Source organism: Mesorhizobium sp. M0771 (assembly GCF_040320155.1).
In the GTDB taxonomy this organism is placed as follows: Bacteria; Pseudomonadota; Alphaproteobacteria; order Rhizobiales; family Rhizobiaceae; genus Mesorhizobium.
Window position 1 is genome coordinate 52,040 of the sequence record NZ_JAMYPC010000025.1, and the last position, 13,499, is coordinate 65,538.

Annotated in this window: 11 protein-coding genes and 2 pseudogenes; 7 read left to right on the forward strand and 6 right to left on the reverse strand. The window is 61.5% G+C overall.

Annotated features, from left to right (window positions below):
- Nucleotides 1-211 precede the first annotated feature (211 nt).
- The 6 genes from NKI05_RS28140 (at nt 212) to NKI05_RS28165 (ending at nt 8,163) form a co-directional block, all read left to right on the forward strand.
- Nucleotides 212-1,579, forward strand: a complete 1,368-nt coding sequence (locus tag NKI05_RS28140) for an ABC transporter substrate-binding protein (RefSeq protein ID WP_352793757.1) — start codon at nt 212-214, stop codon at nt 1,577-1,579.
- A 126-nt stretch (nt 1,580-1,705) separates the two neighbouring features.
- Complete coding sequence (locus NKI05_RS28145) at nt 1,706-3,787, forward strand: acetate--CoA ligase family protein (RefSeq protein ID WP_352544085.1); 2,082 nt, start codon at nt 1,706-1,708, stop codon at nt 3,785-3,787.
- Nucleotides 3,784-4,731 carry a MaoC family dehydratase gene (locus NKI05_RS28150; protein WP_352793760.1) on the forward strand — a complete coding sequence of 316 codons (948 nt, stop codon included), beginning with the start codon at nt 3,784-3,786 and terminating at the stop codon, nt 4,729-4,731. The genes NKI05_RS28145 and NKI05_RS28150 overlap by 4 nt, the downstream gene beginning before the upstream one ends.
- Entirely contained in the window at nt 4,728-5,684 is a 957-nt protein-coding gene (locus tag NKI05_RS28155; protein WP_352793762.1) for an ABC transporter permease, read from the forward strand. Before NKI05_RS28150 ends, NKI05_RS28155 begins: the two co-directional genes overlap by 4 nt.
- 7 nt (nt 5,685-5,691) lie before the next feature.
- Entirely contained in the window at nt 5,692-6,519 is an 828-nt protein-coding gene (locus tag NKI05_RS28160) for an ABC transporter permease (RefSeq protein ID WP_352544082.1), read from the forward strand.
- Between the two features lie 3 nt (nt 6,520-6,522).
- A complete protein-coding gene (locus tag NKI05_RS28165) occupies nt 6,523-8,163 on the forward strand; it encodes an ABC transporter ATP-binding protein (RefSeq protein WP_352793764.1) in 1,641 nt (546 codons plus the stop codon).
- A gap of 199 nt (nt 8,164-8,362) precedes the next feature.
- Here the strand turns inward: NKI05_RS28165 and NKI05_RS28170 are convergent.
- The 5 genes and pseudogenes from NKI05_RS28170 to NKI05_RS28190 form a co-directional block, all read right to left on the reverse strand.
- Nucleotides 8,363-9,070, reverse strand: a pseudogene (locus NKI05_RS28170) (IS6 family transposase); the annotation flags it as partial.
- A gap of 4 nt (nt 9,071-9,074) precedes the next feature.
- Nucleotides 9,075-9,356, reverse strand: coding sequence for a hypothetical protein (locus NKI05_RS28175; RefSeq protein WP_352793766.1), 282 nt, complete (start codon nt 9,354-9,356; stop codon nt 9,075-9,077).
- Nucleotides 9,353-9,694 (reverse strand): hypothetical protein, encoded by a 342-nt coding sequence (locus tag NKI05_RS28180; protein WP_352793768.1) that lies wholly within the window; start codon nt 9,692-9,694, stop codon nt 9,353-9,355. Before NKI05_RS28180 ends, NKI05_RS28175 begins: the two co-directional genes overlap by 4 nt.
- A gap of 148 nt (nt 9,695-9,842) precedes the next feature.
- A complete protein-coding gene (locus NKI05_RS28185) occupies nt 9,843-10,409 on the reverse strand; it encodes an SET domain-containing protein-lysine N-methyltransferase (RefSeq protein ID WP_352544078.1) in 567 nt (188 codons plus the stop codon).
- 1,058 nt (nt 10,410-11,467) lie between these two features.
- Nucleotides 11,468-11,926, reverse strand: coding sequence for a hypothetical protein (locus tag NKI05_RS28190; RefSeq protein WP_352793770.1), 459 nt, complete (start codon nt 11,924-11,926; stop codon nt 11,468-11,470).
- 476 nt (nt 11,927-12,402) lie between these two features.
- Here NKI05_RS28190 and NKI05_RS28195 point away from each other — a divergent pair.
- Nucleotides 12,403-12,522, forward strand: a pseudogene (locus tag NKI05_RS28195) (transposase domain-containing protein); the annotation flags it as partial.
- A 164-nt stretch (nt 12,523-12,686) separates the two neighbouring features.
- On the opposite strand, the gene NKI05_RS28200 reads toward NKI05_RS28195, so the two are convergent.
- A partial coding sequence (locus NKI05_RS28200; RefSeq protein WP_352793771.1) for an IS256 family transposase occupies nt 12,687-13,499 on the reverse strand: 813 nt, incomplete at its 5' end.

Here is a 13,499-nt window from a genome sequence, read left to right on the forward strand (position 1 = left end):
CAAGACCATGACTCAAAATTTCCAAGCCGCGATCTCACGGCGCCAGTTCGGGCGGATGGCGGCAGCGCTGGGCGCCGGTGCTGCGCTGTTGCCGTTTGTCGGCGGCGTTGCTCGCGCTGAACCGAAGACCGGAGGGCGGCTGAGGATCGGCGCCAACGGGACCAATGCTTCGGAAAGCTGGGACCCCGCCACTTGGGGGGTCAGCGTCATCATGGGCCTTGGCGGCTTCGGCTGCATCTATAACAATCTGGTCGAGATCGGCTCCGATGGCGTGCTCAAGCCGGAATTGGCCGAAAGCTACGAGGCCGCGCCTGACGCCAAGACATGGACCTTCAAGCTGCGCTCCGGTGTGACCTTTTCCAACGGCAAGACCCTGACGGCCGATGACGTGGTGGCCTCGATCAATCACCATCGTGGAGCGGACTCGAAGTCGTCGGCCAAGCCAATCGTCGACGGCATCGCTAATATCAAGAGCGACGGCTCGAACACGGTCGTCATCGAGCTCAGCAGCGGCAACGCCGACTTCGGCTATCTGTTGAGTGACTATCATCTTGTCGTCGGCCCAGCCGACAATGGGAAGGTCGACTGGAGCGCCCATATCGGCACCGGGGGCTATACGTTGGCCGAATATGACGTCGGCAACCGGCTTCTGCTGAAACGCCGCGACGGCTATTGGAAGCCGAACGCCGCCTGGTTCGACGAAGTCGAGATCATTGGGATCGACGACGTGGCGGCCCGTATGAACGCCGTGCTTACTGGTGAGGTTGACGTCATCAGTAACGCCGATATAGCGACAGTGGGTCGGCTTAAGGCACGCTCGGACGTTGTTGTGGACGAGGTGACCGGCACCCAGCAGTTCACCATGCCAATGTTCACCGACACCGCGCCCTTTAACAATGTCGATGTGCGGTTAGCGCTCAAATATGCGATCGACCGCGAGGAGATGGTCCAGAAGATCCTGAATGGGCATGGCAAAGTCGCCAACGATCAGCCGATCGCCCCGGCTAACCGCTACTTCAACACCGACCTACCGGCCCGAGCTTATGATCCCGACAAGGCCAAATTTCATCTGAAGAAGGCGGGGGCCGACGGCCTTAAGGTGGATTTGCATGCCGCAGACGCGGCGTTCCAGGGTGCGCTGGACACCGCTGTGCTGTTCAGCGAGCAGGCTTCGAAGGCCGGCATCAACGTCAACGTCGTCCGAGAGCCGAACGACGGCTACTGGTCGAATGTCTGGACAAAAAAACCCTTCGTCATGTGTTTCTGGCAGGGCCGCCCCACCGAGGACTGGATGTTCAGCCAAGTCTACGCCGCCGACGCGCCGTGGAACGATACGCACTGGAAAAACCCGCACTTCAACAAGCTGCTGATGGAAGCGCGCAGCGAGCTGGATTATGCGAAGCGCAAAGAAATGTACGGCGAGATGCAGAGGCTAGTGTCCGACGACGGCGGTGTCATCATACCAATGTATGCCAACTATGTGTTGGTCCGCCGTGCAGAGGTAGCGCACGGCCCAAGCCTGAGTTCCGTATCCGAACTCGACGGATTGAAGTGCGGCGAGCGCTGGTGGTTCGCGTGACGAATAGTGAGGCCAGCCAGATTGGGACTGGCCCTCACACCTGATCTTCGACAAAAAAATCTGTCACCCAACTGGCCGCAGCTCGAGAGCGGGCGGCATGTATTTGCCGTGAATGGAGTATTATTCATGAACGAGAAACGACGGCTCAACCTTCGCCGTCTTCTGAAGCCGCGGTCCGTCGCCCTTATCGGCGGGCGCGCGCTTGCGCCATCGGTCCAGATTTTACGGCGCGCCGGCTTCGAGGGTAGGATCGATATCGTTAATCCGTCGCATGCCGAGATCGGTGGAATTGCATGCGTGCCGACTATCGACGACCTGCCGGAAGCGCCGGATGCCGCCTTCCTGAACGTCAACAGACATCTCACGATCGAAGCCGTTGCGGCGTTGGCGCGTCGGGACACCGGCGGTGCGGTGTGCTTTGCCGCCGGCTTCGGCGAGACGGGGGAGAACGGCAAGTCGCTGCAGAGTCGGCTTGTCGCCGCCGCCGGTGACTTGGCGATTGTCGGCCCCAATTCCAACGGCCTGCTCAACCGCCTCGACCGGGTGGCGCTGTGGCCCATGAACGACCATGAGCCCTACGCGGTCGAGAGCGGCGCCGCCTTCATCTCGCAGTCCGGCGGCATCGCCTATGCGTTCGTGCGCGACCGGCGCCAAGTGCGGGCCGCCGTCGTGGCGTCGACCGGCAATCAGGCCCTGCTGGATGTCGCCGATTGGCTGGCGGTACTGGGCGAGGATCCGCGCATCACAACCATTGGCATCTTCCTGGAAGGGCCTGGCGACGTGGCGGCGCTATCAGAAGCCGCCAAGGTCACCAGGGCGCGCGGCGTGCCGGTGGTCGTGCTGAAGAGCGGGCGCAGCGCGCTTGGCGCGGAGATGGCGCTCACCCATACCGGCTCGATGGCTGGCGACGACCACCTGTTCGACGCCTTATGCGACCGGCTCGGCTTCACCCGGGTCCACACGCTGCCGCAGCTTCAGGAGACGCTGAAGGCGATGAACGTTTGGCGCGGCCGCCTGCCGGGCAACCGCATGACGGTGCTGACGGCGAGTGGAGCGTCCCGCGCGTTGTTCGCCGACGCGGCGGCGGATGCTGGATTGGCGCTGCCCGCGCCCTCGGCGGCGACCGCGGCCTCGCTACGCGAGCAACTGCCCGACTTCGCCCATGTCTCCAATCCGCTTGACCACAATGCCGCCTACACCGGCATGGTCGGGCTTTCGCTGGAAAACGAGCCGGCGCTCTACGAGTGCTTCCGCACCATGCTGGCGGGCGGCTACGACATCGGCGTGATGAACTCCGACAGTGGGGACGGACTCGAATCGCCGAGCCTCAAGGCATGGGTGCGTGCAGCGAGGGACACCGGCATTGCCTCGGCGCTGGTCACCACCATGCCGGACTACATCTCCGAAAATGCCCATCGAATCTGCCGGGAGAACGGCATCGCTGCACTGCACGGGGTGGAGGACGGCGTGGCGGCGATCGCGGCGGTGGTCCGGCACAGCCAGCGCGTCGCGGCGGCTACTGATGGCGATATTGGACTTCCCGAGGCGGTCGCAGCCGACGGCGGGTCGCAGATTATCGACGAATGGGGCTCCAAGGCGGCGATGGAAGCGGCCGGCGTGCCTTTCCCCGACCGGCGCATGGTGGCGCGAGGCGAGGTGACATCCGCCGCCGCCGCGATCGGTTTCCCAGTGGTGCTGAAGGCGGTATCACCTCTGCTGCTGCACAAGAACAGGATAGGCGCGGTAGCCGTCGGCCTTGCGGACGGGGCGGCCCTAGCTAGCGCCCTCGACCGGATGGAACAGGCACTTTGCGCCGCGGGAATCAAGCCGGACGGCTTCCTTGTGGAGAAAATGGTTTCGGGCGCCGCCGCCGAGATCATCGTAGGGATCAAGGCAAGCCGTATCTACGGTCATGCGCTAGTGATCGGCGCCGGCGGCGTCGATGTCGAGCATATGAAGGATTCGACGGCTCTGCTTTTGCCGTCGACGCGCGCCATGATAGAGGCGGCCATCGGTGGCCTGAGAACGACCAAAAACTTAACTGAACAAGCCAAGAGCCGGCTGGCCGACATTGCCGAGGCAGTCGCTGCCTATGCGGTAGAAAACCGGCGTGAATTAGTATCGCTGGACATCAATCCGGTAATCGTTACGCGCGATGGCGAGGCGGTCGCCGTCGACGCTCTGATCGAGAGGAGGGTAACGGCATGAGCAACGAAGCCATCATCGGCGTGCGCGGCCCGGATTTTGAGGTGCCGATCGAGCGCGGTGCCATAAGGCAATTCGCACGCAGCCTCTATTCCTCGCATCCCGCCTGGATGGAGGCACGCGACGCTGTCGTGCCCCCGACCTTCCTGGTCATGGCTGGCTATCACTGGGGCTACATTCTCGAGCGACCGCCGGCCGGATCGGCCCTTGCCGGGATCGATGCGTACGGGACGACTGACGGCGAGCAGTCTTTCGAGTTTTTCGGTCCGCCGCCGCACGCCGGCGACAGCCTGATCGCCTCGACCGAGGTCGCCGATCATTTCTTCAAGGAGGGCCGATCCGGCAGGCTCGAATTCTTCGTCATGAAGACCGACTTCCGCGATGCGACAGACGGGCGCTTGGTGGCGCGCTGGATGCCAACTTCCATTAGACCGGACCGCCGTCCCGGGTTCGCCCCCGCTAAAACGGTGCGCGAGCGCCCATGGCTCAGGCGGGGGGAATCCCGGCTCGAACTCGATGAAGTTCGCGCCGTGAAGACGACTCTCGGAATTGGCGACGGCCCCGGCGAAGTTACGGTTTCGGGCCTGACGATGACCGAGATGATCCGCTATCAATGTGCGTCCGGAGAAGACTCACCAGCTCACCACGATACGTTCGCGGCACAGGCAGAGGAGGGGTTGCCGGATTTTATTTCCGTCGGTATGCACCATGCCGGCGTGCTGGGCGCCTACGCCGCCCACTGGCTGGGACCGGAGAATGTGAGAGCCATGCGCGCCCGCTTCCTGGCTACCGTCTGGCCGGGGGATGTGCTGACGTATGTTGGCCGGGTTCGCGGTTTCGGCGAGCGTGAGGAGGGCCAGACTGTGGAACTCGACCTGGAATGTCTGCGCGATGGCATGGCCGTGGTGCGTGCCCAGGCGACGTTCATGGGGCCAAAAGGATTATGATGCAAATAGCTAGGCTCGTCCTGCACCGGTTGGCGCTCGGCTTCGTCACACTTCTGATCGTCTCGATCTTGATCTTCTGGTCTGTGGAATTGCTGCCTGGCGACGCCGCGCAGGAAATCCTCGGCCAGTCGGCGACGCCCGAGACGGTGGCCGCGCTCCGCCACCAACTCGGCCTCGACCAGCCGCCCATGACCCGCTATGCCCACTGGCTGCAGGACATTGCCCACGGCGATTTCGGCACGTCGATCGCCAACAGGCTGCCTGTCTCGCAACTGATCACTGGGCGGCTTGGCAATACGCTGTTCCTGGCCGCGTTCGCAGGCACCATAGCCGTTCCGCTGGCTCTGATGCTCGGCATCCTCGCGGCGCTTCTGCGCAACTCCCTGTTCGACAGGGCGGCCAGCGTCTTGACGCTAACCGCGATCTCGTTTCCCGAATTCTTCGTTGCCTATATCCTGATCCTGTTCCTGTCAGTGAAGCTGGGGCTTTTCCCGTCGATCTCCAACATCACGCCGAGCACGGATTTCGCCGAACGGGTCTACCGCTCCTTCCTGCCTGCGCTGGCGCTGACGCTCGCGATCACGGCGCATATCATGCGCATGACGCGCGCTGCGCTCATCAACCTGTTCAGCCTACCCTACATCGAAATGGCCCGGCTTAAAGGCGCGTCACAGATGCGCGTCGTCATGGTGCATGCGCTACGCAATGCGCTGGCGCCAATCGTCAACGTCGTCGTGCTGAATCTCGCCTATCTTATCACCGGCGTGGTCATCGTTGAGGTCGTTTTTGTCTATCCCGGCTTCGGCCGGCTATTGGTGGATTCAGTGTCGAAGCGCGACGTGCCGGTGGTGCAGGCCATTTGCCTGATCATCTCGGTCACCTACATCTTGCTCAACCTGTTCGCCGACATCGTGTCGATCTTGTCCAACCCTCGCCTTATGCACGGGAAGTGAGGTCGCGATGGCGTCTTTGATCCGCACCGTGAAAGGAATGCCGCCGACGGCGCTGTTCGGCGTGGCTGTCATCTCGATCTACATACTGGTCGCTGTCTTTGCGCCGCTGCTCGCGCCCTACAGCGAACGCGAGGTTGTCGGCGGTCAATACCTGCAATGGTCGGCCGAGCATTGGCTTGGCACCGATAATCTCGGTCGCGACATGCTGACCCGGCTCATCTTTGGTGCCCGCAATACGCTCGCCATTGCCTTATTCGCGACGGCGCTAGCTTTCGTGATCGGGACAGTCGCTGGCCTCCTCGCGGCGACGGTGGGAGGCCTGGTCGACCAGGTGCTGTCGCGCCTTGTCGACATCATCATGGCCGTGCCGGGTCTGATCTTCATCCTGTTGCTGCTGACGATCTTCGGCACCGGAATCGGCACGCTGATCGCCGTCATCGCAATCCCCGATTCCACGCGCGTGTTCCGGCTGGCGCGGGCGGTTGCGCTCGGCATCGTTGCGATGGATTTCGTCGAGGCAGCGCGGGTGCGCGGCGAGGGGCTGTTGTGGATCATGCGCCGCGAGATATTGCCGAATGCTGCAGCGCCACTGGTGGCGGAATTTGGCATGCGCTTCTGCTTCGTGTTCCTGACCATCGCTGCGCTCTCCTTCCTCGGCCTTGGCATCAAGCCGCCGCTAGCCGACTGGGGTTCGATGGTGCGGGAAAACGCGACGCTGATCACCTTCGGCGACATCACGCCGCTGCTGCCGGCCGCGGCAATCGCGCTGCTCGCGGTCGCCGTCAATTTCGTAGTCGACTGGGTTCTTCACGAGGTCAGTGGGATAAAGGACTGAGCAATGTTGAGACCGGATCCGTCCAACAATCCTCTTCTGACGATCCGCGGCCTGCGCATCGAAGGCAAGGCTGATGAGGCCTGGAAGCCCATTGTCAAGGACGTCGACCTTACGGTGAAGCGCGGCGAGGTATTCGGCCTGATCGGAGAGTCGGGCGCGGGCAAATCCACGATCGGGCTTGCCGCCATGGGCTTTGTGCGCGACGGCTGCCGATTTACCGCCGGCAGTGTGCTGTTCGACGGCATCGAGTTGATCGGCGCGCCGCGCAAGGTGCGACGCGGGCTGCGCTCATCGCGGATCGCCTATGTTGCCCAGTCAGCGGCCGCGAGCTTCAACCCGGCATTCCGCCTGATAGACCAGCATGTCGAGTTTCCTGTCCTGCGGGGCCTGATGACCCGTGCTGAAGCTGAAGCCGATGCGATCGAGCTCTATCAGAAACTTCAGTTACCAAATCCCGCCGAGATTGGTTTCCGCTACCCACACCAGCTTTCCGGCGGCCAGTTGCAGAGGGCAATGACGGCCATGGCAATGGCTTGTCGACCCGATCTGATCATCTTCGACGAACCGACGACGGCGCTCGACGTCACCACCCAGATTGAAGTCCTCTCAGCGATCCGCGACGCGGTGCAATCGCTTGGCACGTCCGCCATTTATGTTAGCCACGACCTTGCAGTGGTGGCACAGATGGCCGACAGGATCATGGTGCTGCGCAACGGTGAAACCGTCGAGGAGGCGCCGACGCGCACTATGCTGTCAAGCCCTCAGGACGACTACACCAAGTCACTTTGGGCGGTGCGCAGCTTCCGTGCGCCTTTGCGGCCCGACGCGGAACCGCCGCCGCCGCTGGTCAGAATTGAATCCGTGGACGCCGCCTATGGAGCGGTAAAAGTGCTGTCTGATGTATCATTCGTGCTGCCAAAGGGGCGAACGGTCGCAGTGGTCGGCGAATCCGGGTCGGGGAAATCCACGCTCGCCAAAGTTCTCATGGGGCTGCTCCCGGCGAAGGCCGGCTGCGTCGAGCTCGCCGGAAAGACGCTGCCGCCCAGCTACCGCGAGCGTACAAAGGCCGATCTCAGGCAGGTGCAGATGATCTACCAGATGGCCGACACCGCGCTCAATCCTCGCCAGCGGTTGCGTGAGATCGTTGGACGGCCGATTAGTTTCTATCTCGGGCTAAAAGGCAGGGCGTTGGAGGCGCGCACGCGCCAGCTTTTGCAGGACATGGAGCTCGATCCGGACATCTACATCGACCGTCTGCCGTCGGAACTGTCGGGCGGCCAGAAGCAGCGCGTCGGCATTGCTCGCGCACTCGCCGCCGACCCGCAGCTCGTGATTTGCGACGAGGTGACGAGTTCGCTCGACCAGCTTGTCGCCGAGAGCGTGCTGAAGCTCCTGGTGCGACTGCAGCGCGAACGCGACCTCACCTACATGTTCATCACCCACGACCTCGCGACCGTTCGTGCGATCGCCGATGAGGTAGTGGTCATGAAGGAAGGCAAGGTCGTTGAGAAAAGCCCCAAGGACGAGATGTTCCGGCCACCGCATCATCCGTACACGGGATTGCTCTTGTCTTCTGTCCCCGAAATGGACCCAGACTGGCTGACACGGCTGACAGCAAAGAACACGATGGCGGTCAATACGTAAGCCTAGCCCAGCTTGTATGATGGCCAGGCACTTATGAATCGGGTTCGACCGATCTGGTGGAGTGTCTTGAGGCAGCTCGCGGAGGGCATCCCGCGCGCAATAAAGAAGCTTTGAGGTTATTCAGCGCTGTAAAGTTATCAGCGGATTGATGCAGCGATAGCTGGCTGGGACGGCTGTCGCGCCGGGGCGACACACCCGATTTGTTCCAGATTTGCATGGCGGCATTACGCAGGTCTCGATATTGAGCCGATGAGACAGCGTATTGTGGGGAAAGTGGAACAGGTCGGCCATCGGATCACGGATGGAAACGAACCGCTGAAGCTGGCGTGCCGACTTGAAGGGTTTCATGGTCCTTTCCCTTCGTCGGGTCGGCTGGTGTGAATTTTCCGCTCGATTATTGAGGCCTTTGTGCGACCGGTGTTCGACACCGGGCATGAGGTCGCGCCTGGCGCCATCATAGGACCGGAGCTTGTCGGTGATCATGACCGTGGTGTCTGCCCTTGAGCCTTCAGCAACTTGCGCATCAGACGCTTTGCCACCTTGGCATTTCGGCGGCATTGCACCAGAACTTCGAGAACGAAGCCGTCCTGATCGACGGCACGCCAGAGCCACTGCTACCATTGATGGCCACCACACATTCGTCGAGATGCCATTTGTCGCCCAGGCAGCCGGCTGACCGTCGCTTGATCTCCCGGGCGAAACGCCGTCCGAATTTCTCCGCCCAGCTTCGAATGGTCTGATGCGTGACGATGCCGCGGGCCGCCGGCTCGTCCTCAACCATGCGCAGGCTGAGCGGAACGCGAAAGTAGAGCCATCCCGCGTGCGCAATGATCTCGGCGGGAAAGCGGTGGCGACGATAGAAAGAGCGGATCACGAGCAACTTCTGACATAGCCCATGTACGCACATCTCATCAGCCGTCAGTTGACTTGACGGTGCCATCGAGATTGTCGCGAATGATGCGCCAGCGCATGGCCGGGGCTCCCGTGCGCAACAGGCAATCGAGGAAGCTGACGAAGTCCGGTTCGGTGCGCGTGTTTACGATAGAGCCGCCGACCATGCCGGTGACAACGTCGAAGTGGGCGATGAGCGTTTGCGTGCCGTGGCGGACATATTCGAACTCGCATCGCTCGACCTTGCCCGGCTTGATCGGCAAGGAAAGGGCGATCCGTTCGGGCGCCTGGATGCCGGTCATCCTCGTCGGCCGACACCGTTTTCGTCGTCTTTTGGGCTGCGATGCGCGGCGATAGACGCTGCACACATCGATGCATCTGGCTTCAAAGTCCGGATCGCGATTGGCCGTGATCCAGGGGCGAACCAGATGCGGCTTGAGGTCAGATTCTCTTTTAAAAGCGCCCCATAGACCGAGGCGAGATGAATGTGACTGCCGCGTCGTACCGCCTCGCGCGCCAGATCGCTCGCGCTCCAGTGGCTAATCGGAACCGCGCCGTCACAAACGCCGACGCCATCGGTTGACAGCACGATCGTCCGCGCCCAAAGCGCCAGTTGCTGGAGTGTCGAATGGCGGATCAAGCGGTCCAGCGAGCTGAGCCTCGGCGCTGAGCGTGAGCGGGGCAGAATGGCGCGACATAGCGTGCTCCTCAGGCTGCGAATCACCCAAAGTGTGTCACCAAATGCGCGCCGCCAGAACCCAACGAGTCGCAACTTCAGCGGAGGTGTGCTAGGAGCCAACCAACTTTGCAAACATTCCTATCCCCCTCGGAAACCGTCCAGAGTTCCGTTGGAGATAGGGAGCGTAGAATCCTGCAGAGAGCATCGGATGATCAGGAGGCAACGTGAAGAAGCCTCCGGCGGATTTTCGGCAATTTGCCGCTGAACAAAGACAGACTGGTACCGCGATACTCTCGCTCTCTGAGGTAGCATAATCCCAGGTCAGTTCGACGTCACGAGAGATTTCCTGAATAGCGATAAAGTCATAGGCTCCGAATCGGTTAGGCGCGATCGCTAGATTGGGATTACAAGAATGGTTCGAGCGGATAGCTGGCTCCTCAAACAGAGCATGAACATTCCAATCCATTTGAATTGTGTATATCGTCCTAACTTCTTCCAAACGGTCGATTAAACCAATCATAACGACCTCGCCGGGCAAGAATTGACGAGCAGAGAAGACGCCATGTCCTCTGTTGCTGCCTGTATCGACGATTTTCGTGTTGCGTGCATTGATTATTCTTGCGCATACAGCATCATCTTTCAATAGGGAATAGGATTTCTTCTTTTTATTCGGCATAACGCGATCCTTTTAATTAGACGCAGATCTGGAGCATCTAATGCTTTCGAACGCCTGCCGTGTGAATGGCGGCAGGCGGTACCGGTTCGGCAACGAAGTACATTCAAAATTTGTGCCCATTAGGATGACACGAGCTGAAGCAAGAGGTTTCCTTGCTGTTCAGCTATTTTCCCGAGACCGGACATGAAAAGGCTTTGCAACCGGTCGGGCGGACTCGACAAACCCGACAGAAATGTCGGTAAGCGTTCAATTTCTGCACCTAGGCCCTTTGTGAGCAGGATCGCAGAGATGTGTCCATTATCAATGCAAGAGATGGACGAACCTGGCAGTGGAAAGGTTGCGGTCATCACGGTGCTGGGGACGGCAATCGTCAGTCTGACCCGGTCGTGAGGCCCGTCTGATCAAAGCGTGTCTTGAGCCCCGGGGTTTCGGTCGCGGGCTTGCGCTGGCGTACGGCGTGAATGCGAACCTGTTGCGCAACTGGATTGCGCTGCGTACGCCTCCGGCGAGGCCTTCACCGGCTTTCGATTACCCACATCGTCGGCTTGATTCAATGGAGATGCCGAAGGCGATGTCGTGCAAGAGGGTCATGCCGCGCCGGGCGACATGTTGCCGGGAGGCGGATTATGTTTGCCGGCGAGATAGCCTCCACGCATGGCGATTTGCAGCAGGTAGGCGGCGAGCGTGGGCCGTTGGAGGCGCGGTCGCGTTCGGGACGCGTTGATCTGGTCTAACGCAGTGATCTCGGCGCAGGTGAGAACGTGTCGGGCCCGGCGTCTGGCTTGGCGCGCCGACATAGTGACGAAGAATATTCACCAGCTGACCACCGCGATGAGAGCGAGTAACTTCGCCAGCCTCAAGGCGGTTTCGAGCCTCGCCTCCTCGGCACGGCAGCCGGACTTCATTGCTTGTGGAAAACCTCCGCCTTGCAGCGCAGGGCTTACCAGCCGAGCTTCTCGACCGCCACGGAGAGATCTTCGACCGGCAAGTGGTTCCCAGCTTCCAGTCGATTGGCGAGCGATTGGCCGGCGGATTCGCTTCGGGGGCATGGATGTAGGTCAGAACCTGCCGGCGGTAATTTGTCGATAGCGGCGAACTTCACCTGCAGCCGGGTCGTCTCGTTCTGATCGACCGTAATGCGATGACGTCGCCGCAAGTTGGGCAAAGACGCGATGAGCAGGATCGTGTGGGGCAGCATCGGCAGGCCGCTCGGCCAGCCTGTTCGTCTGCACCCGCACGATGAAGCTCGTACCAAGGTCTTGCGCCGTGCAATAGAGCTCGTAGATGTCGCTCTCCCGGTCACCCACATGCACACAGCGCTCGAGCGCGCCCACGAGTGCGATGGACTGCCGCAAGTTCTCCAGCCAGCGGTAGCTCTCCTTCGTCTCGGTCGGCACGCGCGCGGGATTGATCTGCCGCTTGAGCGCGAGCGTTCCCTTGAATTTCGTGGTCCAGAACTTCACTGCTGTCAGACCGAGGGGTGTGCCGGTGAGGGTGACGGCCACGCTCGAATGCATCAGCACCCCGCACAGTGGGCTGCCCAGCCTTGTAGCGCCCGGCGTTGACGGTCTTGGTGAAGCCGATTTTACTAGGCTGCGCGCGGCTGTAGATAAATTCGGTCGTGTCCTGCAGAATAAGGATCGGACCTTCGCTTGGCGCAACGCGCGCCGCCGTAGCGGCGAAATGGCCGGCGAGAACGCTGTGTTCGGTCACACGTGGGTTGTCAAAGAAGCGCTAGGCCGCCGACGCCGCTGCCCAGTCGCCACAGGCTGCCGGGATCGGCTTGCCCGGCGCTGCTGACAGCTGATCCAGCAACCGGCTGCAGCCGGCGGACCAGACGCTTGTCGGGAAGGGCGCCGCGCGAAGCTCTCCTGCCAAGCGGCTTCGCTGCTGCTGGTCTTGTCCCGCATCCGTGACGCCTCCGTGCCGACGATGTGGGCAATCGAAAGCTTTACCGGATGGGTACTGCGCTGCGGCGCTGAGAGGCCCAGAAGCCACGCTGCTGACCACCGCCAAGATGAACCAGGTCTATCCGCACGCCTGGCTCACCCAGACCCGCGAGCGTATCGCCAATGGCTGGCCAAACAGCGATATCGAGGTGCTTATGCCTTGAACCTACCATCGCTGAACGGCATCAGCTACCCGCTTACCCAGAAGCGACCGGTGACGCAGGTGGACGAACCGACGGCCTTGTTCCGGTTATCGAGGCCGCTTCGGGATCGGCGGCATCTGGTTGTGTGCGTCAAGTTCTGCAAAATGGGGCGGCCATGATGCTGGTCATGCGGCTTGGCGCAGAGCGAGCTTCTTGTGCTCGCGCAGGTCGTCCATGTTGATGTATCGGTTGGCCTCCATCCAGTTTTCATTGGTCTCGACGGCCAACGCCCTGACCAGGCGCAGGCAGCTTTCGGTATTGGGGAAGATGCGCACGACATAGGTGCGCCGGCGGATTTCCTCGTTGAGCCGCTCCAGCATGTTGGTGGATTTGAGATGCTTGTGGTGCTGTCTGGGCAGCCTGAAGAAGGTCAGGGTTTGTTCGATGGCATCCTCGGCCCAGCCTGTCAGGCGCGGATAGCGTGCCGACCATTTGGCAAGCCATGCGGCAAGATCAGCCCTGGCCTCTGCGAGATCGCGCCGGTCGTAGAGCCAGCGCAATTCCTGCAGGCAGTCGTCGCCGTGCTTCCTCGGCAGATGATCGAGCGCGTTCCTGAGGAAGTGCACGTAGCAGCGTTGCCAGGCGGCTTCGGGGATCACCTCGCCGATCGCTGCCACCAGGCCGGCGTGATCGTCGGACACAACCAACTCGACGCCCTTGAGGCCGCGCGCCTTGAGGCCGACGAGGAAGTCCCTCCAGGCCGAGCGGCTCTCGCGATTGGCCATCTCCACGGCCAGGATCTGGCGCCTTCCGTCCCAGTCGATACCGACCGCTATCAGCACCGCCTGGCTCATGACAACACCGGCTTCACGCACCTTCTCGTAGCGCGCATCGAGGATGAGGTAAGGAAACGGCTCTTGAAGGGGGCGCCTGGCAAAGGCAGCGAGGCTCTCGTCCAGCCGCTTGTTGATGGCCGAGATCGACGAGGCCGAGAAGGC

What these genes read in the sequence shown, in the direction of transcription:
- NKI05_RS28140 (WP_352793757.1), top strand. Translation starts at nt 212, where the DNA reads ATGGGCCTTGGCGGCTTCGGCTGCATCTATAACAATCTGGTCGAGATC.
- NKI05_RS28145 (WP_352544085.1), top strand. Translation starts at nt 1,706, where the DNA reads ATGAACGAGAAACGACGGCTCAACCTTCGCCGTCTTCTGAAGCCGCGG.
- NKI05_RS28150 (WP_352793760.1), top strand. Translation starts at nt 3,784, where the DNA reads ATGAGCAACGAAGCCATCATCGGCGTGCGCGGCCCGGATTTTGAGGTG.
- NKI05_RS28155 (WP_352793762.1), top strand. Translation starts at nt 4,728, where the DNA reads ATGATGCAAATAGCTAGGCTCGTCCTGCACCGGTTGGCGCTCGGCTTC.
- NKI05_RS28160 (WP_352544082.1), top strand. Translation starts at nt 5,692, where the DNA reads ATGGCGTCTTTGATCCGCACCGTGAAAGGAATGCCGCCGACGGCGCTG.
- NKI05_RS28165 (WP_352793764.1), top strand. Translation starts at nt 6,523, where the DNA reads ATGTTGAGACCGGATCCGTCCAACAATCCTCTTCTGACGATCCGCGGC.
- NKI05_RS28175 (WP_352793766.1), bottom strand. Translation starts at nt 9,356, where the DNA reads ATGACCGGCATCCAGGCGCCCGAACGGATCGCCCTTTCCTTGCCGATC.
- NKI05_RS28185 (WP_352544078.1), bottom strand. Translation starts at nt 10,409, where the DNA reads ATGCCGAATAAAAAGAAGAAATCCTATTCCCTATTGAAAGATGATGCT.
- NKI05_RS28190 (WP_352793770.1), bottom strand. Translation starts at nt 11,926, where the DNA reads ATGCATTCGAGCGTGGCCGTCACCCTCACCGGCACACCCCTCGGTCTG.